Source organism: Leptolyngbya sp. NIES-2104 (genome assembly GCF_001485215.1).
GTDB lineage: Bacteria > Cyanobacteriota > Cyanobacteriia > Leptolyngbyales > Leptolyngbyaceae > Leptolyngbya.
Genome location: NZ_BBWW01000001.1, coordinates 4229385 through 4252088, shown reverse-complemented (window position 1 = coordinate 4252088; position 22704 = coordinate 4229385). Strand labels below are relative to the sequence as shown.

Below are 22704 nucleotides of genomic sequence, written 5' to 3'. Positions count from 1 at the left end.
CATTAATTGTTAGGTTTTGGTAAATGCAGGAAGAACTTTCTCACCAAAGACTTCAATGAATTGCTCTTGCTCACGACTTACATGATGAAGCAGTAGCTCATCAAATCCAAGCTCGATATCTTGCTGCAACCATTCGATATGCTGCTGTGGCTCAGATGAAACACGCACATGCTGAAGTAATGCTTCGGGCTGCACCAATTCCCCAACTGCATCAAACTGCTGCGGTGTTCTCAGTTCGGTCATGACCGTATTCTTAAAGACATTATTGCGCCACTGCTCATGTGCTTTGTGTAGCGCGGTTTCATCATCACGATCGTATGCTAGTTGAACCTTCAAGAGCATCGGTTTTCCGTCACCGCCGCCCCGTCGAAATGCCTCGACGACTTGCTTCAGTTCATCATGAGGACGCGAGGTAGTAATTAATCCATCTGCCCAACTTCCTACCCATTCTGCTGTTTCTGGCGTGACTGCGGCTCCAATGATCAACGGTTGCACTTCGGGACGGCTGTACAATTTCGCCTCTTCAACCGTCACTAAACCATGATGCGTCACGGTTTCCCCTGCCCAGAGTGCTCGAATGATATCCACACATTCTTTGAGTCGCGTATTGCGATCGCGTTTTGCCAACCAGCGATCGCCCGTGATGTGTTCATTCAAGTCTTGACCACTTCCCACAGTGATCCAAAATCGATTCGGAAACATTTCTGCTAGAGTTGCAGCCGCTTGAGCGACGATCGCGGGATGGTACCGCTGACCGGGTGCATTCACAATTCGATAGTCAAGTGTTGGAGTCGCGTACATTGCTGCTCCTAACCATGACCAAGCGAACCCGCTCTGTCCCTGCATTTCGCTCCAAGGATGAAAATGATCCGAAGACAAAGCCGCATTGAATCCTGCTTGTTCTGCCAGTTGCACGTATTGCAGTAATGCACTTGGCTTAAACTGCTCATGGGAAGCGTGATAGCCAATTTTTACCACGGTTGTTCCTCCACGCACTCATCAAGCATCTAAATCAGCAATAAACTACTGCAACGTAGCAAACCGAAGCGTTTGTTGCTTCATGCTGTGGAGGGATAATTTTAGAATTGTTATTCTAACGACAGAGAGCGATTTTAGGAGAAACCGGATGGCATTTTGGGGAACGTTACTTGAACAAGGTGTTCAATCTACAATCAGTTTATCAGCCAAGAAACATAAGTGGCAAGTTTTAAGCGCGATCGCACCGCTACTTCTCATTGTGTTCATGCTCTTGCATCACACTAGTTCAAGCACGATCGAGGTGAGAAACCTAATCTTCTCAGGATTAAAGAACGCGGATCAACTCACCGCAGTCACGATCGATGCGAAGGCAACTATCCGCGTCGAAAAACCAAGCGAAGTCTTCGGAGTCAAAATCGGACAAACCAACTTTGTGTATGAAGGCGTAAGTCAAATCCAAGCAGGCATCAACCTCAAACAGCTACAAGTCAAATCAGTCAGTCCCGGTAAAGTTCACCTGGTTCTGCCTGCTCCTTACATTCGAGATATCGGTTTGAATGTTGGACGATCGACAATTTTAGCAAACTACAAGGAGTGGATTGCACCAAAAGCGACTCCTGAACTCCAAGAAGAAGCTCAACTCAAAGCGATCGCAGCAATCCGACAAGAAGCCTGTGACAGTAACATTCTCGAAGCCGCTAACACGAGCGCCAAGCAATTGTTAACAGAAATCCTGACAAAGCTGAAATACACCACGATAGAAATTGAGACTCAGCTTCCAACAGATAGAACTTGTGCGGAATGATGTTAGCTCTATTTTTTCAACGGTCGGCGGCAGACACCACGAGCATTAATCTTTTTCAAATTCACCCCCATTTTCATCAGACTTGGCGATAGTGGGGGTGTGGTTTTAAGCGGTTTGTGAGTTTTCAGATTCTGGGGTGAGAACAAGACCACGATAGACGTGCTCGATCGAGAATTTTAAGTTAATGCTTTTTAGTTCTACAGTGTCGCCTTCTTTGTAGTTGATGATTAGCCAATCTCCTGCTTCGTTCTTGTGATACAAATCTATTTCGATACTGGTAGAACTGACTAATAGATAGTCTTGAAAATTCGGATTATTGCGGTACATTCTAAATTTGCCGCCTCGATCGTATGCCTCTGTACTGGGTGAGAGAACTTCGACGATTAGGCAGGGATAGGTAATGTACTGAGTTGTAGCTTTATCTCGATCGTCACAAGTCACGCTGACATCTGGATAGGTGTAGTCGTTTGTCTCAACAATGTTAACTCTTAGATCTGAATTACCAGTTTCACAGCTACTATCTTCTAGGTGATTGGAAAACAAGGTAATGAATCTGACAGAGATTAAGCTATGGTTTTTGCTGCCGCCGCTCATGGCGTAAACTTCACCATCAATGTACTCGTGCTTTTCTAGCTGCTTTTCTTCCCAAGCGAAGTATTCTTCGGGAGTAAGCTTTGGGACGTTTTCTTTTGCTGCAATCATAGGTGTAAGAGCCTAGCGAATGATTTTAATTCTAACCGCTGCTAGGAATTCAACCTAAATGAAAAAGCCCGATCGCGAAACACGATCGAGCCTTGGAGCTACTCTCTCTTAAACCTGATAAAACTTTGATGTCACACCAATCGGAAGCTTACAAATCGCCGCCTCGGAACGCCAACAAGAAAATCACGATTGGACCTGCCAACATGATCATGGCAACCAAAGTCAATTGAACGATCGCTTCAAAATTAACGTCGTTCAGAAAACTTAAAAACTCCATCTGTCCCCCCGTGTGCGCTTAGCCCTATATAGAAATTCGTGAAGCTTCGATACAAGTTATTTTATCGGTCGATCGCTGCATTCTTAAGGAAGTTTACAAAACTCCACAATCCGCAAAACGATCGCGATAAAAGTTTGTCAGTTGAAAATTCGACGTTCTTCGAGTTGTCAAATTGATACACTCAGAGCTATACAGGTTGTGACCTTCTAGACCCCCGGTGTTATGGAAATCTTGATTGTCGAAGACGAAGCCGAAATCGCTCAACTGATTCAACTTTACCTTGAAAAAGAAGGCTTTTCTTGTCGAACTTGTCGCGATGGTATTTCTGCTTTACAAGTCTTCCAAGAGCAAAAACCTGACCTGATGATTCTCGATCTGATGATTCCGGGACTCGATGGGCTAGAAGTTTGTGCCCGTGTGCGCCAAAAACCCGGAGCGAAAGATCCATTTATTCTGATGCTGACCGCCAAAGGCGAAGAAATCGATCGCATTATCGGACTGTCAACGGGCGCAGATGATTATATGGTGAAACCCTTTAGCCCGAAGGAATTAGTAGCGCGAGTCCGGGCGTTATTGCGACGAACGATGCGACAGGGCGGACAGTCTCAGGTGTACCGGACACAGAATTTTGTCTTGGATGTAGATCAGCGATCGGCAGCTCGACAAAACGGCGATCGCACAGAACCTTTAGATTTAACGACGCTCGAATTTGATTTGCTCTCGACTTTTATGAGCTATCCGGGACGCGTTTGGAACCGAACGCAATTGATCGACAAACTTTGGGGCAGTAACTTTTTCGGAGATGAACGAGTCGTCGATACACACGTCGCCCGGTTGAGAAAGAAAATCGAACCCGATCCGGCAAATCCAACCTTTGTTAAAACGGTGATCGGAGTCGGCTACAAATTTGAAGACACTGCCGCATGAGTAAACCCAACCTCCGCACCCGATTGTTTTTGTCCCACATGATCGTCATGGTGGTTGGGATTAGTACGCTGCTGACTGTAGGAAAGGTTTACACACCGCGATTGTTTCTGGTGCATCTCGAACAGTTGCAGGGCATCGATTTTAGTGTAGTTCGGGTAAAAAGTCGGCTGATCGATGGGTTTGAATCGGCTTGGAGTCGGGGCGCGTTTTGGTCGGTGATTGTCGGGGGAACCACTGCGATCGGGCTTAGCTATTGGGTGTCGAAACGCATTATGCAGCCTTTGATTCAGATGGAAGAAATCACTCAGCGGTTTGCAGCCGGACACTTAGAAGAACGGGTGCCTGAAAACGAGATTCCTGAACTCAATCAATTGGCAGAAAGTTTTAATCGAATGGCTCAAGATCTCGAAGGAGTAGAACAGCGCAGACGCGATTTAGTCGGCGATCTGACTCATGAACTACGCACCCCTTTAACCGTGATCGAAGGCTATCTAGAAGGATTGGCAGATGGCACGATCGAGTCAACTCCAGATGTGTATCAACGCCTTGCAAGGGAAACCGTTCGCTTACGTCGATTGGTCAACGACCTGCAAGAACTCTCGAAAGCAGAAGCAGGTTATTTACCGATTCATCTCCAACCGCTACAAATTCGACCTTTACTAGTGTCGATCGTGGAAAAATTTTCCGATCAATTACTCGATGATAGTCCGACCTTAAAAGTGGACTGTCCTGAATCGCTCCCGTCTGCGATGGCGGATTCCGAACGAGTAGAACAGGTTTTAGTGAACCTAGTGGGAAACGCCCTACGTTATACATCAGCAGGCAGTATTACCCTACAGGCTTGGACAGAATCGGATAAGTTATGGATCGCAGTCAAAGACACGGGGCGGGGAATCAAAGCTGAAGATCTGCCGCATGTATTCGAGCGATTTTGGCGATCAGATCGATCGCGCGATCGGCATTCTGGCGGAACTGGAATCGGGCTTGCCATTTCTCGTCGCTTAGTCGAGCTGCAAAAAGGTACGATCGAGGTCGAAAGCGAATTCGGTAAGGGAAGTACGTTTCGATTTTGTTTACCGATCGTGCCAGAAAAATCCAAGCTGCTTTCTTTGCGGGATTGAGTCGTGAAAATCTGAATCTGATCGAGAAACTCATCGAACTTCTATCAGTAAGGAAGGTATGAAATCTGCCTATGTATTCCTCTGGGCAGATTGGGCAGTTCCTAGCAATAGGCAGAATGACTCTATGAAAATCCAAAAAATGTAGTGTATCTTTATAAAACTTATAAATATTGCTCTATCCTCACAAGTTAGAGCCAAGGATTTGACACGTCGTGTTTGGCGTACTATTCTACACCAACCTAGTTTTCTCTACATTGGCTATGGCAACGCTCGTTTTAATCAAATTTGTCGCGATCGCTTCGCTCGGTTACTTTCTTCTCCTCAGTCTGTTGGCAGGCACCCTGGATAGTCCTTTTACCTTCATTGATGCGGGACTGCTCTGGCTAGTCGGTAAAAAAATGTAGCGACTGCATCAGTGACGATCGCAAAATCCTAAAGAGATAATGGTGTCATCCGATGAATCACTTGAGGCATCATGGATCAACTCATTGGGAAAGTTTTGCGCGATCGTTATCAGATCCAATCGCTACTCGGTCGTCAAACCGGACGAAGAACATTTCTGGCAAAGGATTTACAGTCTGACGCGATCGTGGTGGTGAAGCTACTCCTGTTTGCACCAGAGTTTACCTGGGAGGATCTCAAACTGTTTGAGCGAGAAGCAGCAGTTTTACGATCGCTCAATCACCGTGCAATTCCTCAATACCTTGATGATTTTGAAGTCGAAACTGACCTCGGTAAAGGATTTGCACTTGTTCAAACTCACATCGAAGCGCGATCGCTGCAAGACTGGATACAATCCGGGCGAACCTTTAGCGAAGAAGAACTTAGAGCGATCGCAAAAGATTTACTCTCCATTCTTGACTATCTTCACAGTCGCCAGCCTCCAGTCGTTCATCGCGATTTGAAGCCGAGTAATATTCTGCTCGGAAATCGAACAGGTAATCATCCCGGTCGGATCTATTTAATTGATTTCGGTTCTGTTCAAACTGCACTACATCATGGCACTCGAACGATCGTCGGAACTTACGGTTATATGCCTCCGGAGCAATTTGGAGGGCAAACCGTTCCAGCTTCGGATCTCTATGCGTTAGGTGCGACTTTAATCTGCATAGCAACCGGACAGAATCCCGATCAACTGCCACAGCGGGAAATGCGGATTTTGTTCGATAAACACGTCAATCTCAGTCCGGATCTAATCGACTGGCTCAAGTGGCTGACAGAACCCAGTTTAGATTTACGATTGCAATCCGCTAAACAAGCTCTAGAAGCTCTAGATGCACCTCGAACTTTAGCAAAAGGGCAACCCGTTGGTAGCAAGGTTCAATTTGCACGATCGCGCCAAACTCTAGAGATCGTCATTCCGTCACGAGGATTTCATCTTGGATTGATTCCCCTGCTTGGATTCGCGCTCTTCTGGAATTCCTTTCTCATCATGTGGTACGGCATGGCGCTGATCAGTTGGAGTTCTGGCGGTTGGTTTATGGCTTTATTCGCGATCGGGCACTTGGCTGCGGGTTTATGGATGACTTGGGGAATTCTGTTCGATCTCTTCGGGCAAGTCAGATTAGAAATCACTGAATCCAAAATTTTTCGCGCGAATGAACTCTTTGGCATCGGAATTTTTCCGTTAACTGCCGATCGTCGATCGATTTGCCGAATTGATAGGACTCAAGATACTTACAAGCACGATTCCGAAGGGGGTCACGTCAGAATTCCTGCACACCTTAACATTTGGGCAGGAACGAGAAAATTTACTTTAGGGGGCGGCACGAACAATTATGAATCTTTGACCCCTCCAGAAATTGATTGGTTAGCAGAACAGTTAAGTCAATGGCTCGGTCTCCCTGTCGATCGAAACTAATCTACTGCCTGAGAAAAAGTTGCGTAATGTAATAGGTATTGCCCTTTTTCCAAACTCCAATTCCAGTCTCCGCATAGACAGGACGAAGAAGATTTTCTCGGTGTCCGGGACTATTCATCCAGCCTTCGACCGCATTATCCGCAGGCTGTCTAATGTTCGTTCCCATGTACAAATTCTCGCCCACAATTTGAAAAGAAATTTGTCCTGCCTCAACGCGATCGGCAACGTTTGTTCCATCGGCTCCGGTATGACTGAAGAACTCTTTTTCTGCCATTTGCTGACTATATCGTCGCGCCACTTCTGCTAATCGATCGTTCTTTTTCAGTCCTTTGAGTCCGTCTTGTTGCCGCACCTGATTGATTTGCTGATAGATGGTGGTCTCAATTTTTGCGGCGGTCGGCGATTGTGCGGGTTTGGGGGGTAGTGGAGCAGGACGCTCAAAGGTGGGTAATTCAGGAAACTGTTCTCGAATCTCTTTACATCCGGTCATTGCTCCGATCAAGAGGCAACTGATGATGTTTACAATTTTGACGTGACGCATTGCAGAAAATTCCAACGACTTATGATAAATCGTTTCTATTAATATTTTGTTCCGAAACCAATCGGGATGACAGGATTTGAACCTGCGGCATCCTGCTCCCAAAGCAGGCGCGCTACCAAGCTGCGCTACATCCCGTAACTAAGCTCTGATATTGTAGCGAAGTTTCGTCAATTTGCAAACCCATCTTGCTTGAACTGATTGTGAATTAGCGTTCAACATAGAGTTGCTCAGCAAGCTTGGTGATCTCATCTCGCATCGTCAGCTTCTCCAGCCAATGCGCCGGAATACCAGATTCTCCGTAATATGCGCCAGCAACTTGACCACAAATTGCCGCAGTCGTGTCTGCATCATCACCAAGATTTGCAGCGCTAAGAATGGCTTGCTCATAACTTTCTGTCGTCCAAAAGCACCAAAGCGCAGCCTCTAGGCTTGCGACGACGTATCCGGTACCACGAATTTCACGACTTTGCTTGCGTTGATACTCGCCACAAGCGATCGCTTGAATTGATGGCGATGCGATCGTCTCTGGACTGCTGCTAAAAAGAATCTCAGTTTTGCTCATTCCCGACAAAGCGCGGAATAACATTTCTCCAAATAAACAACTGGCATCGATACATTCTGATGCACCATGCGTTGTCCGAGCACTTTCAGCCGAGAAATGTAAAATGCGATCGCGTTCTGGAAAGTAAAACATCGGAACAGGTGCCAGCCGCATCAAACATCCGTTACCAGCAGATTTTGGATCAGTGGAACCGCTAAATGGATTGCCAGAGTGCTTGTAGTGCTGCAACGCTTGCCGCACTGTGTTACCGATATCAAAGCACTTACCTGTACTGCTAAGGTATCCCTGTTCGTACCAATCGCAGTATCGATTCATTTGATCAGCGGCATCAAATGTGCCCATAGTGACGAGGCTTGTGGCGAGGCACAATGCCATAGAGGTATCGTCAGTCCACTGACCCGGCTTGAGGTTAAATGGACCTCCGCCTACCATGTCCGTGAGCGGCGAGAATGAACCGCGTTGCTGAAATTCAACGGTTGTACCGATCGCATCCCCTGTCGCAAGTCCTAACAGGCATCCTCGAAAGCGTTCTAATGTATCCATGCAGTGATCCCGTTCTGACACAGCGTGACTCACCCAATTTACCAAAATTAAAAGGGAGGCTCAGAAGTGCCTCCCTCTCAAAGTTTTACCAATTAATGGTGATGATGTCCGTGGTCGTGGTGATGTCCGTGATCATGATGATGGTGCACTTCTCCATGCACTGGAACAACCGCCAAAGCTTGCTCAGATAGAAGCGATTCAATTTGTGGAGTTGCCCAGTCTGCAACCATTTTTAGAAACTCAGAATGGTCATTCACACAGGGCATTCTGACGTATTTCACATCAGAATACTTGCGGTGAAGCTTTTCGATGATGTGTTCGACATCCAGCAGCGTCTCATGGTTTTCAGTCGCGAAACCGATCGGCATAAACACGATCGCTTTTGCTCCGAGTTCGATCAAGTTTCTCGCTGCAAGATCGGCATTCGGTTGCGTCCAATCAATTAGCGGGGTCTGATGATTGAGCCAGCCGACAGAAATCAAGGGATAACGATCAATTAAGCGATCGCGCACCTTGTCGTAAAGCAGTTGGCTCTCGGTAATTCCAGACGTGAAGCCTTTTGCTTTGTGTGGACAGCCGTGATTCATCAAAACGATTCCGACCTGAGAGGGGAGATAGTTCTCAGCTAGATTAGATTGAATCTCAGCTTCGACTAAATGCGCCATCAAATTGATGTATTCAGGTCGATCGAAGAACGAAGGAATATAGCGCGTTCCCTTTAGCCAGTGTTCGCCCTCATCGGCTAGGGTTGCCAAGGCTTTGTTCACTTGTTCAACCGCAATTCCACTCGTGAAGATGGAATCGACCACCAGCAAGGGATAAATCAGAATTTTGGTAAAGCCTTGGTCTTTAACCTCAGCTAGGACTTGTTCAGGTAGGAATGGTTTGCAGAAGTTGAAGGCTTTGAAGACTTGAATGCGATCGCCCCACTTTTCTTGTAATGCGGCTTCCACACCTGCACGCTGTTTTTCAAAAATTTCATTGTGCGGCGAGATGAACTGTCCGTGTTGGTGTCCCCACTCGTGCAGATCGAAGATCGCTAATAGTTTTGCCAAGGGTGGATAAACCCAGGTTGGAACGGGCGCAAATTTTGCCGTGAGGAGATTCAGCGCTTGTTCGTTGTAATTGGCGAAGTCTTCATAGCTCTCGACCTCGCCGTATCCCATGAGAAGAACGGCGATTCGTTCTGAGTTTGAAGAAGTGTGATGATGATGGTGAGTGTGTTCGAGCTTGTCTGGAGTCGCAACCACAGTGTAAAAACCCCTTTATCAATTTTTCGGTTTAGTTTCAGGCTAACATCCCCTACCGGGGGAAAGGATCGATGAGTGAAATATCGTTACCTAAGTAATGAAGATTTTGATTTGCCCAGGAATGCACTCCGCTGAGTTGACAGAAGCTTTCATCGCTCAGGTGAATCTTTCTGAGAATCAGTGTGCAGTTTTCCCGTCCGATCGACAGCCCGCTTATTCGTCTCAGCATATTCTAGAGTTCTTCCAGCCGGACAAATCTGTTTTAATTGTTGCGTTTAGTGCCGGGGTTGTGGGCACGATCGCAGCAGCAAGAATCTGGCAGCGTCAAGGAATTCGGATCGATCGATTTATCGCAATCGATGGTTGGGGCGTTCCGTTGTTTGGAGAATTTCCGATTCATCGAGTGAGCCACGATCGCTTTACTCATTGGAGTTCTCTGATGCTGGGTGGAAATGCAACTCACTTTTATGCTGATCCTGCTGTTGACCACCTCACACTCTGGCATTCTCCCGGAGCAGTCCAAGGTGTAATTGAATCTTCAAATCGTACCGTGACCGCCGCCGTGTTTATTTCTGAGTTAGTTCATTGCTCAACGTCATGAAGTCAAGACACAAATCATTCCTCGGTCTAGCTTCAGAAACGGTTTCGATTGATTAGGATTCTTCTAGTTAAGTTGCGGAATCTAAAGCAATATCAAGGTTCTCTGACACACTTATTTCCAGATTTCATTTCAAATGCTTTGTATCGTAGGTATCTTGAAAAAATCCGTGAGACAGTCTCTCGACACAAATAGGGATCAGTTTTACACTATATTCTTATCGCTTGCATCCTACGATACAAAAATCTTCTAAACTATCCAAATCGCGCATACTCGAAGAGGTTACTCCAGTGCAGTTGCAGCAACGATCAGCAGTCCAACAGGTGACGGGTGCTTTTGCTTTAATCGATAGTCTCAGTCGCCACGGCGTCCAACACATTTTCGGCTATCCCGGCGGTGCAATTCTGCCGATCTATGATGAACTCTATCGGGCTGAACAAGCTGGAATCCTCAAGCACATTCTTGTGCGCCATGAACAAGGAGCTGCCCACGCCGCCGATGGATACGCTCGCGCCACCGGAAAAGTCGGCGTTTGTTTCGCGACTTCGGGACCGGGTGCGACAAACTTGGTAACGGGGATCGCGACCGCACACATGGATTCGATTCCGATGGTGATTGTGACGGGACAGGTTCCGCGTCCTGCGATCGGAAGTGATGCGTTCCAGGAAACTGATATTTACGGCATTACCTTACCGATCGTGAAACATTCCTATGTCGTCCGCGATCCGCGTGACATGGCGAAAATTGTTGCTGAAGCGTTCTATATCGCCAGCACTGGACGACCGGGACCTGTTTTGATCGACGTGCCTAAAGATGTCGGTGTTGAACAATTTGATTATGTTCCGGTTGATCCAGGTTCTGTCCGATTGACTGGATATCGCCCGACGGTAAAAGGCAATCCGCGCCAAATTGGACAGGCATTGAAACTGATTCGTCAGGCTCAAAAACCGCTGCTTTACGTCGGGGGAGGCGCGATCGCAGCAGGCGCACACTCGGAAGTGAAAGAACTTGCAGAACGCTTTAAGCTGCCTGTCACGACAACGCTAATGGGAATCGGCGCATTCGATGAGCATCATCCGTTATCGGTTGGCATGCTCGGAATGCACGGAACGGCGTATGCGAATTTTGCTGTGACCGAGTGTGATTTGTTGATTGCAGTCGGGGCACGATTTGACGATCGAGTCACCGGGAAACTCGACGAATTCGCCTCCCGCGCTAAAGTGATTCACATCGATATCGATCCAGCGGAAGTGGGTAAAGTTCGCTTGCCGGATGTGCCGATCGTGGGAGATGTGAAGCAAGTTCTGACTGATTTGTTAGAGCGCAGCACCGAAGAAGGCGATCCCGCGAACCCGGATCAAACTGAAGCATGGCTTGCAAGAATCGATCGCTGGCGTGAAGATTATCCGCTGGTTGTGCCTGAGTATCCAGGTGTGTTGTCTCCTCAAGAAGTGATTGCAGAAGTCGGACGGCAAGCCCCGAACGCTTACTACACAACCGATGTAGGTCAGCACCAAATGTGGGCGGCTCAATTCCTCAAAAACGGTCCGCGTCGCTGGATTTCGAGCGCGGGACTCGGAACGATGGGCTTTGGAATGCCCGCTGCAATGGGGGCAAAAGTCGCAGTTCCAGACGAAGAAGTCATCTGTATCAGTGGTGATTCCAGCATTCAGATGAACATTCAGGAGCTTGGAACTCTGGCGCAGTACGGAATCAATGTCAAAACCGTGATTATTAACAACGGTTGGCAGGGCATGGTGCGCCAATGGCAAGAAGCTTTCTATGATGAGCGCTACTCCAATTCAAACATGCAGGTCGGCACACCTGATTTTGTCAAATTGGCGGAGGCGTTTGGCATCAAAGGCATGATTGTAGAAACCCGCGAGGAATTGAAAAGCGCGATCGCCCAAATGATCGCTCATCCCGGTCCAGTCTTGATGGATGTGCGGGTGAAGAAAAATGAGAACTGCTATCCGATGGTGCCAACGGGTAAGAGCAATGCTCAGATGATTGGTTTACCGGAGCGGAAATTGTTAGAACGGGCAGCAGAAACGATCAACTGTCGTCACTGCGGCGCTGAGAACATTCCAAGCAATAAGTTCTGTCCGCACTGTGGCACGAAAATCTAAATGAACAGAAAACCCCAGTGAATCAATCTCTACCGTGTACATACATCCGTATTTTGCTTCGTTTTGGGCGGCTTGTGCCCCCTAAATCCCCCATTCTGGGGGACTTTGAATCGAAGCGATTCTCTCAACTGGAAGGATCTGCTCTACTCTTAGTCCCCCACTCGTGGGGGATTTAGGGGGCGAAAGATTTCGGCGACGACCGATCAATCGGCTTGTGTGTACATGGTAGGCGAATTAATCCTGGGGTTTTTGTGACCCATTGAGCCGAATCGAATTCAGAATTCGTCAGCATTCATTCCCAAGAAAAAAGGGGCATTTTGCCCCTGAATCGATTTGAATCATCAAAATCTTATCGACGTGGTTCTGGCTCGAAGCTGGGTGCATACGCCTGCAAGAGACTGCTGACCTGGGTAAGAATTTCGTCTTTCGAGCTTTTTCCAAGAATTTGTCGTTCTGGAAAAAAATCGGGTTTGTCAAGGTTCTTCGCGATCGCTTCTCCGACTCGTTGTGAAATCACACCCTGCAATCCTTCTTTCGCGTGCTGGCGCTGGTAGTTTGCTCCTTCCTCGGTTGTCGCATACAGCGGCGGTAGACGGTTCAACGCATACGCAGCGATATCACCTAGATCTAAAGTGCGATCGCTGGTGGCTTCGATTTCTGCCACTCGTGCGATCGCCTCGGTCAAGACCAGTTCTTCCATGACGTTGATAAACTGCTTCCGGGGAACGGCGACGACTTCACCCGTCAGTAGTGCCCCCATTAATCGATCGAGCGCCATATATTCCTCGATCGATAACTCCGAGGCAGTATCGCAGATGCGCCCTACTTCGGCTTCCATCGCTGGTGTCAAATAGCCATCCTGAAGGGCTTGATCAACGATCTTTTCAATGCTCATATCGCCTCTTTAACTCCATCGCAGCAGATAGTTTATAGATAACCCCGACATCATTTTGCCCTAGTTTGGGTGTCCAAGAACACTTTGATTAAACCTTTGTTAATGCACAACGACAGTAGAGAAGATTCATTCTGTCCTTTGTTTGTAACAATTTGGGACAAATGTCGATTCGCGTCAATGTTGTATCACACGGAGTTTGTTTTGTAGCATCAGATCTCACAGATTTCAAATTTAGATAAAAATTCTGTTTTGAGTTCGTTCAATTTGGCAACTTTGGACAAGGGTGAATGTAGGGACGTAAAGCGAGTACAGTGAAACATACCGCATGGTAAAAGGGCATTGGGAGCGATGAAGATTTTGGTGCTGACTTGGGAATTTCCACCGCGAATCGTGGGCGGGATCGCTCGCCACGTTGGGGAGCTTTACTCGGAGTTGGTCAAACTGGGGCATCAGATTCAATTAATCACAGTGGAGTTTGGGCAGGCTCCGCGGTTTGAAGTGGTTGACGGCGTAGAAGTTCATCGCGTGTCGGTGCCGAAACATGAGGATTTTTTCCAGTGGGTTTCGGCGATGAATGACAGCATGGGACAGCATGGCGGCAAGTTGATGCTAGAAGAAGGCGAATTCGATGTGATTCACGCGCACGATTGGCTCGTTGGGGATGCTGCGATCGCGCTAAAACATCATTTCAAAGTGCCTTTGGTGGCAACGATTCACGCGACAGAACACGGGCGACATGGCGGAATTTTTAATCCGGTACAGCAGTATATTCACGGCAAAGAACGGGTGTTAACACACGAAGCTTGGCGCGTGATTGTGTGTACAAACTTTATGCGGCGCGAGGTGGAGCATACGTTGAGTACACCTTGGGACAAGATCGATGTCGTGTACAACGGGATTCGTCGCGAGAAGAAGCAGCTTGACCCAGAGTTCGATTATTGGGAGTTTCGCCGTCGGTTTGCGCTTGACAACGAAAAAATTGTGTACTACGTAGGCAGAATGACTTATGAAAAAGGCGTTGCAGGTTTGATTCAAGCCGCTCCAAGAATTCTGCACGAGATGAAGCAGCGGGTGAAATTCGTCTTTATTGGCGGCGGGCATACGGAACATCTCAAACAGCAGGCAAGAGAGGCAGGAATTTGGGATCGCTGTTTCTTTGCGGGATTTATGCCCGATCGAGATCTCGATCGCTTTCAAACGATCGCCGATTGCGCCGTTTTCCCCAGCCTCTACGAGCCGTTTGGAATCGTTGCACTTGAGAGCTTTGCGGCAAAAGTTCCGGTGGTCGTTTCTGATGCGGGTGGATTTCCCGAAGTTGTGCGGCACAACAGAACTGGGATTGTGACTTGGGTGAATAATTCAGAGTCGATCGCTTGGGGCATTTTGGAAGTTCTGAAACGCCCGGATTTTGCGCGATCGCTAGTCAACAATGCCTATGAAGATCTTTCCCGTCGCTTCGACTGGTTCAAATTGGCACAACAAACCGAAGCCGTTTATGGGCGCGTTTTACACGAGCGGGAAAACGTCGATTGGTAGACTTCAAGCGTGTTGCAGCAAGACATGAATCGGAACCCCGAATCCTAATGAATAACGAGTGAGTAAACAGAACACCAAAATCGCGACAAAGAACGCGGTACAGTACAAATCCTGCATTGTACAAGATAGTTTTTCTTGCTTGAGTCCGTAGAGGTTCACCGCATACAGGGGAAAATCGCTTAAGGCAACCATGACGATCGCGCCGACTTCCCCAAATTGCGAAAACGCCAGCGGCATCCCAATCCCGACCATCGCGAACCGTACGAAGTTACTCTGCGCTGAGTAGACAGGCTTACTAATCGCCATCAATGCAGGACTGGTTGTGTAAAACAGCACAGAAAACCAAATTCCAGAACACAGAATCGGCATCATCCAAGTCGCGTGCTGATATTGATCCCAGTGCTTATTTCTGCCTTGATACAGCAGCATAATCACCCAATCGCCGCAGGTCGTTAAGAGCGCCAGCGAAACCGCTAAACCGATCAATAATAGCCAGCGCTGTTTCACAATCTTTTCGCGCAGATGCAAGCGAGGTATGTCTAACTGCTTGGAAATCGTTGGGTAGATAACTTTGCTACTTAATTCTCGAATCAGATCGCGTGGAATACTTGCCAGCGTATACGCGATCGTATAAACCCCTAATTTTTCAAACGACAGCAGCTTCGCCAAAATAAAGCGATCGGCTTGATCCGCCATAAACATGATCGCAGAGGCGACCGCTACCCATTTCCCGAAGTTTTGAATTTCCCTTAAAACTTCTCGATCGAGGCGAAATCGGTTGCGATACCGTGAATCGACAAAATGACTCGCGACCATGTTGATGCCGCCACTGAGTACATTCCCGATCGCAAGTGCCCAGACCGTCGGACTCCACCAGCACAACAGCACAAAGCCAACCAGAGAAGCTCCCGTCACCGCAAGGTCATAAATCATTAATTTACGAACTTCGAGATGACGCTCCCAACTGAGTAATGCCGTCGAGCTAAATCCATCTAACACCGCCGTAAATCCGACAAGCGGCAGGAGATACAGCAGTTCACCTTGGGGATCTTGTCCGCGATAAAATTGCGCGAACGGATATGCCAAGACAAAACTCAAGACCCAGATTTGAAAGCCGCGAATTACTTTCAACGACCAGGCAGTGTCAAGAAACACCGGATCATCTCCCTGCTTGTTATTGACCACGCTTTGGGAAATGCCGTAATCCGAGAAAAGCTCGATCCCGATTTTGATCGTGGTGACAAGCGCCATCAGCCCGAAAAATTCTGGGCGGAGCAGGCGCGTCATGATGAGATTGCTACCGAGTCTGAGAATTTGTCTGCCGCCGTAACCTGCGATCGTCCAAAATGCACCCCGGATGGCTAACTGTTTGAGCGAACTGGTCATATTATTTGTTGGTTCTGGCTGGCGTTGTATTGGTAGCGGCGAGATAGCCCCAGAGATAAGCGGTCGGCGAAATCGACTGCATCACGGTAAACTCTGCCGCCATTGGGAACAGGAAAATATCCAGATACGATTCGGTGGCGGGCCACTCGATCGGGGCTGGAAAAATCACATCTTTAAATAACTCGATCGTCCAAACATCACTGTAAAACGTCGGATCATAGGGACCGTACACCGTAATTCCGGGTGGCGGTTCAATGCCCTGAACCCGCTGATCGAAAACGAGCGGATTTTTAGGGCTGCGGTAGCCGATTCCCGTGGTGTAAGTCATATTATCCGGGTTTGCTCCTAACGCAAACTGAGTCGCTAAAACGCCCGATCGTAGATATTTACCGTTCTGCGTCAAGTAATGAGCACGAACCATCGACATCGCCTTGGGTGCTCCGAGTCCGGTTCCCCAGCCCAGCGGCATATACGGCAATTCTTTCGACCACTTGAACGCGGTTTGTTCACCAACCGATTTGGCAACATCAGCATCCCGAATCAGTGCGTTAATTGCATTTTGCTGCACGGTGGAATCAATCTGATTTTTCGGCAGTCTGGCGTAGAGAAACGCTGCATCTCGCTGATCGTGTTCGTCCCAGACAAAGACATCTTTCTGCGGATTGATGAACACGGTCGTTTGCAAAAAGAGTCGATGCCAGGAAGAATCGCCCGTCAGTCGATACAGTTCTAGGGCGGCAAGATTTCGACTATCGCGCTCAAACTTGCCGATCGACTTTTGGGCGGCTTCTCGTTCGGCATAAGCCATCGCTCGCAATGCGCTCTCTTGATAAGTTTGCGCTAGTTTTGGATCTCTAGATTTCAGCGCATTTGCGGCTCGTGCGGCGGCTCCAGCATACATGTAACTCGACCACATATCGGGAGCATAAGCGTATGCCCGAAAAGATTCTTGCCAACTGGCTTCACCGAGTCGCGGATCACGCTGTGATTGAATGCCACCTCGAATGCCACCGTCAGCCGTTTGGAGCCGACGAAAGAAATCGAGCGTCCAAAGGGCTTCGTTAATCACATCGGGTAAGCTGTCTTTGGATTCGGGGAGGTTGAGAGAAACGCGATCGAAATACTGCGGGAATAATTCCGCTAGTTCGAGCATTTGGCGCGATACTTCGACGTGCTGAATCCGCCGATCCCAATCTCCCGCGTCGAAGTAGCCGCCCCAAGCATTCGGAACGACGCGCTTCGTTTCCGATTCAGATAGTTTCTTGACGAATTCGGCTGACCCAATCCCTTGATCGACGCTCGAAAGGGGTGCGGTCGATTCATAAACCACAGTTCCATCATCGGGATGAAAGGGTCGAGGGCGTGTCCATTTCGTATACGGTTCTTTTAGTTCAATGCCGCTACGCTGGTGATAAAGTCCGCGTGCTGAGGTGTAGAACGCATTTCGCCATACATCTGGGCGGATTTCAAACGCAAATGAACAACCGATCGTGTCAATACAAACTCGATATTTTCCAGGAGTTTGAAGGTTCGTGAAATCCATCCAGTAAACGTTCGTGTGCGAGTAGTTTCGTTCCCGCAGGTCTTCGTTTTCCTGACTGGTTCGCGAGAGCTGCGTTTTTCCGGTGAATACTTTCTGATTCGTTTTCTCATCAATCACCGAAAATCCAAGCCCCGCTCCATATTCGACTCGTCCACCATTGCCCATCCAAGTTGAAAGGAAGGCAACTTTCGCTGGATCTTGAGGCGCGAAACCAATGTGAGACACATGAATCGCTTCGGTTCGGGTCACATTTGGCTGATATTTGAAGCTCAGCGGTGCAACTTTGCTATTGGGAAAATTGATTTGATAGGTTTTTCCAGGCTTGAGCGGGCTGGGCAGCTTGAGGTACAGGGTGTGTGCCATTGGAAACTCAAACTTCCACTGTCCGACTCGTGCCATGTCCGTCGGTTTGGATTTGCGATAAACCGATGTCGGATTCAGCATCGATGAATAAGTCGAATCTTCCGAAGACGTGATTCGATAGCTGGTATTGCGATCTGCCCACTGAGGATCAAAGGGCGAGGCGACAAATTGATCGAGAGGATAGAAAATATTGCGCTGCTTGCCTACGAGTGAGCCGATCGCTTTTCCGTTGCGAATCACCCAATCTTCCTCAAGCGGGCGGGGCTGCTGAATTTGATCGCCTGACTGCGGTTTGTACGGGGACTGCTTGGCGTGAATGATTTCACCCGTGTTGATTTGAACTGCCAGAATATCAGGCTTGACGAGATAAGCCTGATTTGCCTTGATTTGAGGCGTATTTCCTGCATCGACCCCAGAGACATTACAGCCTGTGAGCAACAGTCCAAGACCGACCGGAAAGAGAGATTGCAGCCGCATCACGTCAGATTTCCGTAAATTTCCTAACTCATTCTGCCTGGAAGCGGGGGTCTTGTCCGTAAGTTCACGAAATTCTTGCGAAATTCGATCGAGTATTTAAAGAAACCGCTTTCTTCCACACAAAAACAGGAACTTTCAGTATTGCAATCGCGCAATCAAGTAAATGGTGGCTCCGTACCAATACGGGCAAATCGCACAACGCCGATCAAATAATAATCACAAAAAACTTCAAAAATCTTGCTTTTTCATGTGAGTTTGATAAAAAGTGTGCCTGAACGCTTTACCGATCGTTGATCCTCCTCTTCAGTGGTAATCGTGGAACATACTGACGTAAGCTTCTTCTACCCGATCGGATCGCCATTTGTAGAGCAGGGATTATCTGAACATGGATACCAGTTTGTTTCTTGTCGTACCCGTTCCATTTCGCATTGTGAACGGAGAATATGGCTGTGATTATCAAGCGTGTGATGGCTTAATGCGGTGGCTAGAACATTTCGATCGCATTGTGGTCGCTGCTCCAGTTCTCCCAGACAATGAGCCTCACGACTTTGCCAAACTGGAAACCTGGAAATCGATCGAGCAATTACCCGGATTCGATCGCATTGAATTGGTTCCCCTGCCGTATGCGTTCAAGCCTTTGATCTATCTGCGACACTATCAGCGCGTTCGCAAACTGCTGAGCCAAAAGATTCAGGAGTGTGAATATCTTTGTTTAATGCCTTGCGTCTGGATCGGAGAGTGGGCGGGGGTCGCGTGTTCAGAAGCGATTCGATTAAACCGCTCTTATGCGATTCGTGCCGATCGCGTTGAACATGAAGTGATTCGACGGATGTTGAAAGAAGATAAATCGCTGAAGCTAAAAACCCGAATCAAAGACACGCTGACAGTTCCAATCATTGAACGCTACATCATGAACTTCATGCGTCAAGCAGATCTGGGACTGTTTCAGGGACAAGACTGCTACAACGCCTATGCGCCAGCGAGTCGGAATCCGCGCCTAATCTATTACGTGCATTCGCAGAAATCGGATCAAATCAGTCCAGAACGGTTGGCGACCAAGCTCGATCGTATTCGGCAGGGTGAACCGCTGAGACTGTGTTACACCGGACGCGCCACCGAAATGAAGGGTGCGATCGATTGGATTGAAGTGATTCACGACCTGAAGCAGCGCGGCATGAATTTCACAGCGACCTGGATCGGGGAAGGCAATTTGCTCAACGACATGAAGCAATTAGCTCAAACGCTTGGGGTTGCTGATTTGATTCACTTTGCTGGATTTATGAGCGATCATCGATCGACGCTCGATCTGATGCAGCAACAAGACGTGTTCATGTTCTGCCACAAAACGCCAGAATCCGCGAGATGTCTGATTGAATCCTTGGTTTGCGGGTTGCCGCTCGTTGGATATGAGAGTTCGTACCCGAAAACATTAGTCGCGCAACAAGGGGGCGGCGTGTTTGTACCGTTGGATGATAAGGCTGCATTAGCCGATCAAATTGAGGCACTAGATCGCGATCGCGATAAACTTACAACTCTCGTTCGTCAAGCGGCGGAGACAGGTCGCGGATTCGATGAAGAATCGGTGTTTCAAAAGCTGAGCGACTTGATCAAAGGATGTGTGATTCCGAAATCAAGCAGTGAGAAACCTGCGATCATGGCAGTGAGTTAGAGGCTTTTCGTTCGTTGCGACATCCCGCCCTGAAATGAATTTCGGGGCGGGAGCGGAACGCAGCGGAGAAGACCTTCTATACTTTTCAAATGCCTTTCTAGACAATGAGAAAAGCAGCACATTTTCGAGGTGTCATCATGTCTCCACTTTCCCTGCAAGAACTTGAAACCCAATTGAAACAGTTAGACGGATGGACGATCGAGAACGGCAAACTGCATCGCGAATACAAATTTCCTTCATTTGTTGAAGCCTTCGGATTCATGTCAAGTTTGGCACTCGTTTCCGAAGCGCTCGGACATCACCCGGAGTGGTTCAATGTATACAATCGTGTCACGATCGATTTGACGACTCATGACGCGGGAGGGATTACCTCAAAAGACATAGCGTGGGCAACTAAAGCAAATCAATTGGGATAATTTCCGTAAAATCATCCAGATTTCCTACGTCAATCCGGAAGAACGAAACAATCGTGCGTAAATTGTTCGTACGTACCTTAAAAAACATCGCTCGAACTTTTTACGGAGTCGATCGCAATTTTTGATTTTGGCGAGGACTGGAAATGTTAGCGCAAGACTCGATGATGGTCAGTGTTACCGGAGCAGGTGCAGAATCTTCCGAAGGATTCCGCGCTCTGCTGTCTCAACTCGAAGCAGAACTCTATCGGAGTGAAGTGTTTCGTCGTGCTCTAGAAAGCTTAGAAGAAACGGCTCCCGAAGGCACTTCTACACAGTTCTGCCTCAAAGCAGTCGGACGCGAAGCGATTCGATTAGCGCTGCGAGAAATGCTGCCTCAACCCGCACCGGAACCGAAACCTGCGGAACCTGTTCGCCCTAGAAAGCCCATTTCCGAAACGGAACAACGTCGTCAAGAATGTTTAGCCCGATTAGGTGCTCAGATTCGAGCCGCTCGACACGCTCGATCGATGTCGATCGCAGAACTGCACAGCAAAACGCTCGTTCCGGTTCATCAACTCCAGGCGATCGAAGCAGGTCACGGAGCGCACTTACCCGAAGATGTTTACTTGCGCGGATTTATTCAGCGGATCGCCAAGGTGCTCAATCTCGATAGTGTTCAATTGTTGGATTTACTGCCTGCCGTTGATCCGGTGAAAGCCGTTTTGCCAACTTGGTATCATCCACGGAAAAGCACGATCGGACTTGGAGGAGTCGATCTCAAGCCTGTCCATTTGTATCTCGGATATGCGGCAGTGTTGAGCGGTGGATTGGTTTGGCTGGCTCAGCATCAATCGGCTCCGACTTCGTCGAGTGAATTGAATGCGCCTCAAGTTTCGCCTGCTGCAAAATCTGAGGTTCAACCCACTGCAAAAATGAGTGCAGGAATGCAGGTTGCAGCGCCAGAAAGATTGTAAAAGACAGAGTATGCTTGAGGTTGTCTTCTCAAGTGATTGAAAAAAATGCAACCTCGATCGCTTAAATTCATTCGATCGCTGGGTCTTCGATTCTGGCTCTTGCTGCCTGTCTTAAGTGGATTGGCTTGGATGGTCAGCGGTTGGGCGACCGATTGGATTTTGACGCGATCGAGCGTTTCAGATAAAGCCTTCATTCTCGAATCCGCCTCAGATTCCCCGGTTATTTTGGTGCGATCGGTTGAGGTGGTGATTCAGGAACAGTTTTCGATCGTCACCGTTTTCACGCGCAATCAGCCCTTGAGCAGATTAGAGTTTCGGTTTCCGTACACTGAACGCGACCAGCTTGAAAAAGCGATCGCACAAGTTTTGGGATTATCGCGATCGCAAGTCAATCAAGTGACTCGCTACAACAGGTTAAAATGAAAAGCTGTTCGCATCGTAATCAATGTCATGACTCAAACGGTTGAAACTCTTTTTGAAGAGGGATTAGAGCGCTATAAAGCGGGAGAAGACCCAGAAACTTTAATTCCAGTGTTTAAAGAAATCTGTGATCGATCGCGCAAAACGGGTGCGGCTTGGACTTGTTTAGCGTGGCTCTATTTGCTGGCGGGTAAGCCTGCACTGGCACTTCCTGCGGCTCAAAAAGCGGTGAAACTCGTGCCTCAAGATGCCCAAGCTCGAATCAATCTCGTGCTGGCAATGTTGGATTTGTCGAAACCGGGAGTTCGATCGCACATTGAAATGGCACAGCAGCTTACGTTTGCGGTCGAAGAATTGCGCGATGAAGTGCAACAAAACATCGAAGATGGACTAGCTAGAAAACCGGATTGGAAAAGTCTGCAAAAAGTGAAAGCTTGGCTCTTTGAATCCTAAGAGGATGGAAGTGTAAGAAGTTTCTTCGCTTCGATTGCAAGATTGCAACCCGCCCCGGAATGGAATTCGGGGCTAGTAGAACGAAGTCCACTGAAGGGGACTGAAGAGCCTAGATTTTGAGTCTTTAGTCAGTTTCAACTGACTTCGCACCATTAGCCCCGAATTCCATTCCGGGGCGGGCGATGCAACCAACGATTATGTTTCAAATATCCTCTCAGGATCGCTACATTTTTGTTCACATTTTTTAAGAGCTAGAAGAGGTTTCTGGCTCTTTTTTATTCAGAATTTCGCCGTATGAA

Annotated in this window: 22 protein-coding genes and 1 tRNA gene; 13 read left to right on the top strand and 10 right to left on the bottom strand. The window is 48.0% G+C overall.

Annotation, left to right across the window (positions count from 1 at the left end; genetic code table 11):
• Positions 1–9: 9 nt before the first annotated feature.
• Positions 10–978: a TIGR03885 family FMN-dependent LLM class oxidoreductase gene (locus tag NIES2104_RS20290; RefSeq protein WP_059001934.1), complete on the bottom strand. Its 969-nt coding sequence runs from the start codon at positions 976–978 to the stop codon at positions 10–12.
• 148 nt (positions 979–1126) lie between these two features.
• Here NIES2104_RS20290 and NIES2104_RS20285 point away from each other — a divergent pair, with 148 nt between their 5' ends.
• Positions 1127–1783: a DUF4230 domain-containing protein gene (locus NIES2104_RS20285; RefSeq protein ID WP_059000059.1), complete on the top strand. Its 657-nt coding sequence runs from the start codon at positions 1127–1129 to the stop codon at positions 1781–1783.
• A gap of 105 nt (positions 1784–1888) precedes the next feature.
• Here the strand turns inward: NIES2104_RS20285 and NIES2104_RS20280 are convergent, their stop codons facing one another.
• Entirely contained in the window at positions 1889–2485 is a 597-nt protein-coding gene (locus tag NIES2104_RS20280; RefSeq protein WP_059000058.1) for a Uma2 family endonuclease, read from the bottom strand.
• Positions 2486–2633: 148 nt separating this feature from the next.
• Positions 2634–2762, bottom strand: a complete 129-nt coding sequence (psb30, locus tag NIES2104_RS20275) for a photosystem II reaction center protein Ycf12/Psb30 (protein ID WP_059000057.1) — start codon at positions 2760–2762, stop codon at positions 2634–2636.
• 222 nt (positions 2763–2984) lie between these two features.
• On the opposite strand from psb30, the gene NIES2104_RS20270 reads away from it, so the two are divergent.
• From NIES2104_RS20270 to NIES2104_RS20260, 4 genes are all read left to right on the top strand, one after another.
• Entirely contained in the window at positions 2985–3689 is a 705-nt protein-coding gene (locus tag NIES2104_RS20270) for a response regulator transcription factor (protein ID WP_059000056.1), read from the top strand.
• Positions 3686–4810: a cell wall metabolism sensor histidine kinase WalK gene (locus NIES2104_RS20265; protein ID WP_059000055.1), complete on the top strand. Its 1125-nt coding sequence runs from the start codon at positions 3686–3688 to the stop codon at positions 4808–4810. The genes NIES2104_RS20270 and NIES2104_RS20265 overlap by 4 nt, the downstream gene beginning before the upstream one ends.
• A 260-nt stretch (positions 4811–5070) precedes the next feature.
• Positions 5071–5214 (top strand): hypothetical protein, encoded by a 144-nt coding sequence (locus tag NIES2104_RS31900; RefSeq protein ID WP_156427005.1) that lies wholly within the window; start codon positions 5071–5073, stop codon positions 5212–5214.
• A 71-nt stretch (positions 5215–5285) separates the two neighbouring features.
• On the top strand, positions 5286–6671 hold the full coding sequence (locus NIES2104_RS20260; RefSeq protein ID WP_059000054.1) for a serine/threonine-protein kinase: 1386 nt from the start codon (positions 5286–5288) through the stop codon (positions 6669–6671).
• Position 6672: 1 nt separating this feature from the next.
• Here the strand turns inward: NIES2104_RS20260 and NIES2104_RS20255 are convergent, their stop codons facing one another.
• From NIES2104_RS20255 to NIES2104_RS20240, 4 genes are all read right to left on the bottom strand, one after another.
• Positions 6673–7212, bottom strand: a complete 540-nt coding sequence (locus NIES2104_RS20255; protein WP_072218106.1) for a CAP domain-containing protein — start codon at positions 7210–7212, stop codon at positions 6673–6675.
• Between the two features lie 61 nt (positions 7213–7273).
• Positions 7274–7347 (bottom strand) — tRNA-Pro (locus tag NIES2104_RS20250).
• A gap of 70 nt (positions 7348–7417) precedes the next feature.
• Positions 7418–8317: an ADP-ribosylglycohydrolase family protein gene (locus NIES2104_RS20245; RefSeq protein ID WP_059000053.1), complete on the bottom strand. Its 900-nt coding sequence runs from the start codon at positions 8315–8317 to the stop codon at positions 7418–7420.
• 92 nt (positions 8318–8409) lie between these two features.
• Complete coding sequence (locus NIES2104_RS20240; protein ID WP_059000052.1) at positions 8410–9567, bottom strand: ferrochelatase; 1158 nt, start codon at positions 9565–9567, stop codon at positions 8410–8412.
• 97 nt (positions 9568–9664) lie between these two features.
• Between NIES2104_RS20240 and NIES2104_RS20235 the strand changes: the two genes are divergently transcribed.
• Together NIES2104_RS20235 and ilvB are read left to right on the top strand one after the other, a co-directional pair.
• The gene (locus NIES2104_RS20235; RefSeq protein WP_059000051.1) at positions 9665–10168 is read left to right on the top strand and encodes a hypothetical protein; all 504 of its coding nucleotides are present in this window, start codon (positions 9665–9667) and stop codon (positions 10166–10168) included.
• Positions 10169–10455: 287 nt separating this feature from the next.
• Positions 10456–12294, top strand: coding sequence for a biosynthetic-type acetolactate synthase large subunit (gene ilvB, locus NIES2104_RS20230; RefSeq protein WP_059000050.1), 1839 nt, complete (start codon positions 10456–10458; stop codon positions 12292–12294).
• Positions 12295–12643: 349 nt separating this feature from the next.
• Here ilvB and NIES2104_RS20225 read toward each other — a convergent pair whose 3' ends face one another.
• Positions 12644–13189 (bottom strand): late competence development ComFB family protein, encoded by a 546-nt coding sequence (locus NIES2104_RS20225; protein WP_059000049.1) that lies wholly within the window; start codon positions 13187–13189, stop codon positions 12644–12646.
• A 348-nt stretch (positions 13190–13537) separates the two neighbouring features.
• On the opposite strand from NIES2104_RS20225, the gene NIES2104_RS20220 reads away from it, so the two are divergent.
• Positions 13538–14725, top strand: a complete 1188-nt coding sequence (locus NIES2104_RS20220) for a glycosyltransferase family 4 protein (protein ID WP_059000048.1) — start codon at positions 13538–13540, stop codon at positions 14723–14725.
• A 3-nt stretch (positions 14726–14728) separates the two neighbouring features.
• Here the strand turns inward: NIES2104_RS20220 and NIES2104_RS20215 are convergent, their stop codons facing one another.
• Both NIES2104_RS20215 and NIES2104_RS20210 read right to left on the bottom strand, forming a co-directional pair.
• Entirely contained in the window at positions 14729–16111 is a 1383-nt protein-coding gene (locus tag NIES2104_RS20215) for an oligosaccharide flippase family protein (RefSeq protein ID WP_059000047.1), read from the bottom strand.
• Between the two features lies 1 nt (position 16112).
• Positions 16113–18494: a glycoside hydrolase family 9 protein gene (locus tag NIES2104_RS20210; protein ID WP_059000046.1), complete on the bottom strand. Its 2382-nt coding sequence runs from the start codon at positions 18492–18494 to the stop codon at positions 16113–16115.
• A 385-nt stretch (positions 18495–18879) separates the two neighbouring features.
• Between NIES2104_RS20210 and NIES2104_RS20205 the strand changes: the two genes are divergently transcribed.
• The 5 genes from NIES2104_RS20205 to NIES2104_RS20185 all read left to right on the top strand — a co-directional run bounded on the left by NIES2104_RS20205 (position 18880) and on the right by NIES2104_RS20185 (position 22405).
• Positions 18880–20163 (top strand): glycosyltransferase, encoded by a 1284-nt coding sequence (locus tag NIES2104_RS20205; protein WP_059000045.1) that lies wholly within the window; start codon positions 18880–18882, stop codon positions 20161–20163.
• Positions 20164–20300: 137 nt separating this feature from the next.
• Positions 20301–20579 carry a 4a-hydroxytetrahydrobiopterin dehydratase gene (locus NIES2104_RS20200; protein ID WP_059001931.1) on the top strand — a complete coding sequence of 93 codons (279 nt, stop codon included), beginning with the start codon at positions 20301–20303 and terminating at the stop codon, positions 20577–20579.
• 143 nt (positions 20580–20722) lie between these two features.
• On the top strand, positions 20723–21532 hold the full coding sequence (locus NIES2104_RS20195; RefSeq protein WP_059000044.1) for a RodZ family helix-turn-helix domain-containing protein: 810 nt from the start codon (positions 20723–20725) through the stop codon (positions 21530–21532).
• A gap of 45 nt (positions 21533–21577) precedes the next feature.
• Positions 21578–21955, top strand: coding sequence for a hypothetical protein (locus tag NIES2104_RS20190; protein ID WP_059000043.1), 378 nt, complete (start codon positions 21578–21580; stop codon positions 21953–21955).
• Positions 21956–21982: 27 nt separating this feature from the next.
• A complete protein-coding gene (locus NIES2104_RS20185) occupies positions 21983–22405 on the top strand; it encodes a M48 family metallopeptidase (protein ID WP_059000042.1) in 423 nt (140 codons plus the stop codon).
• Positions 22406–22704 lie beyond the last annotated feature (299 nt).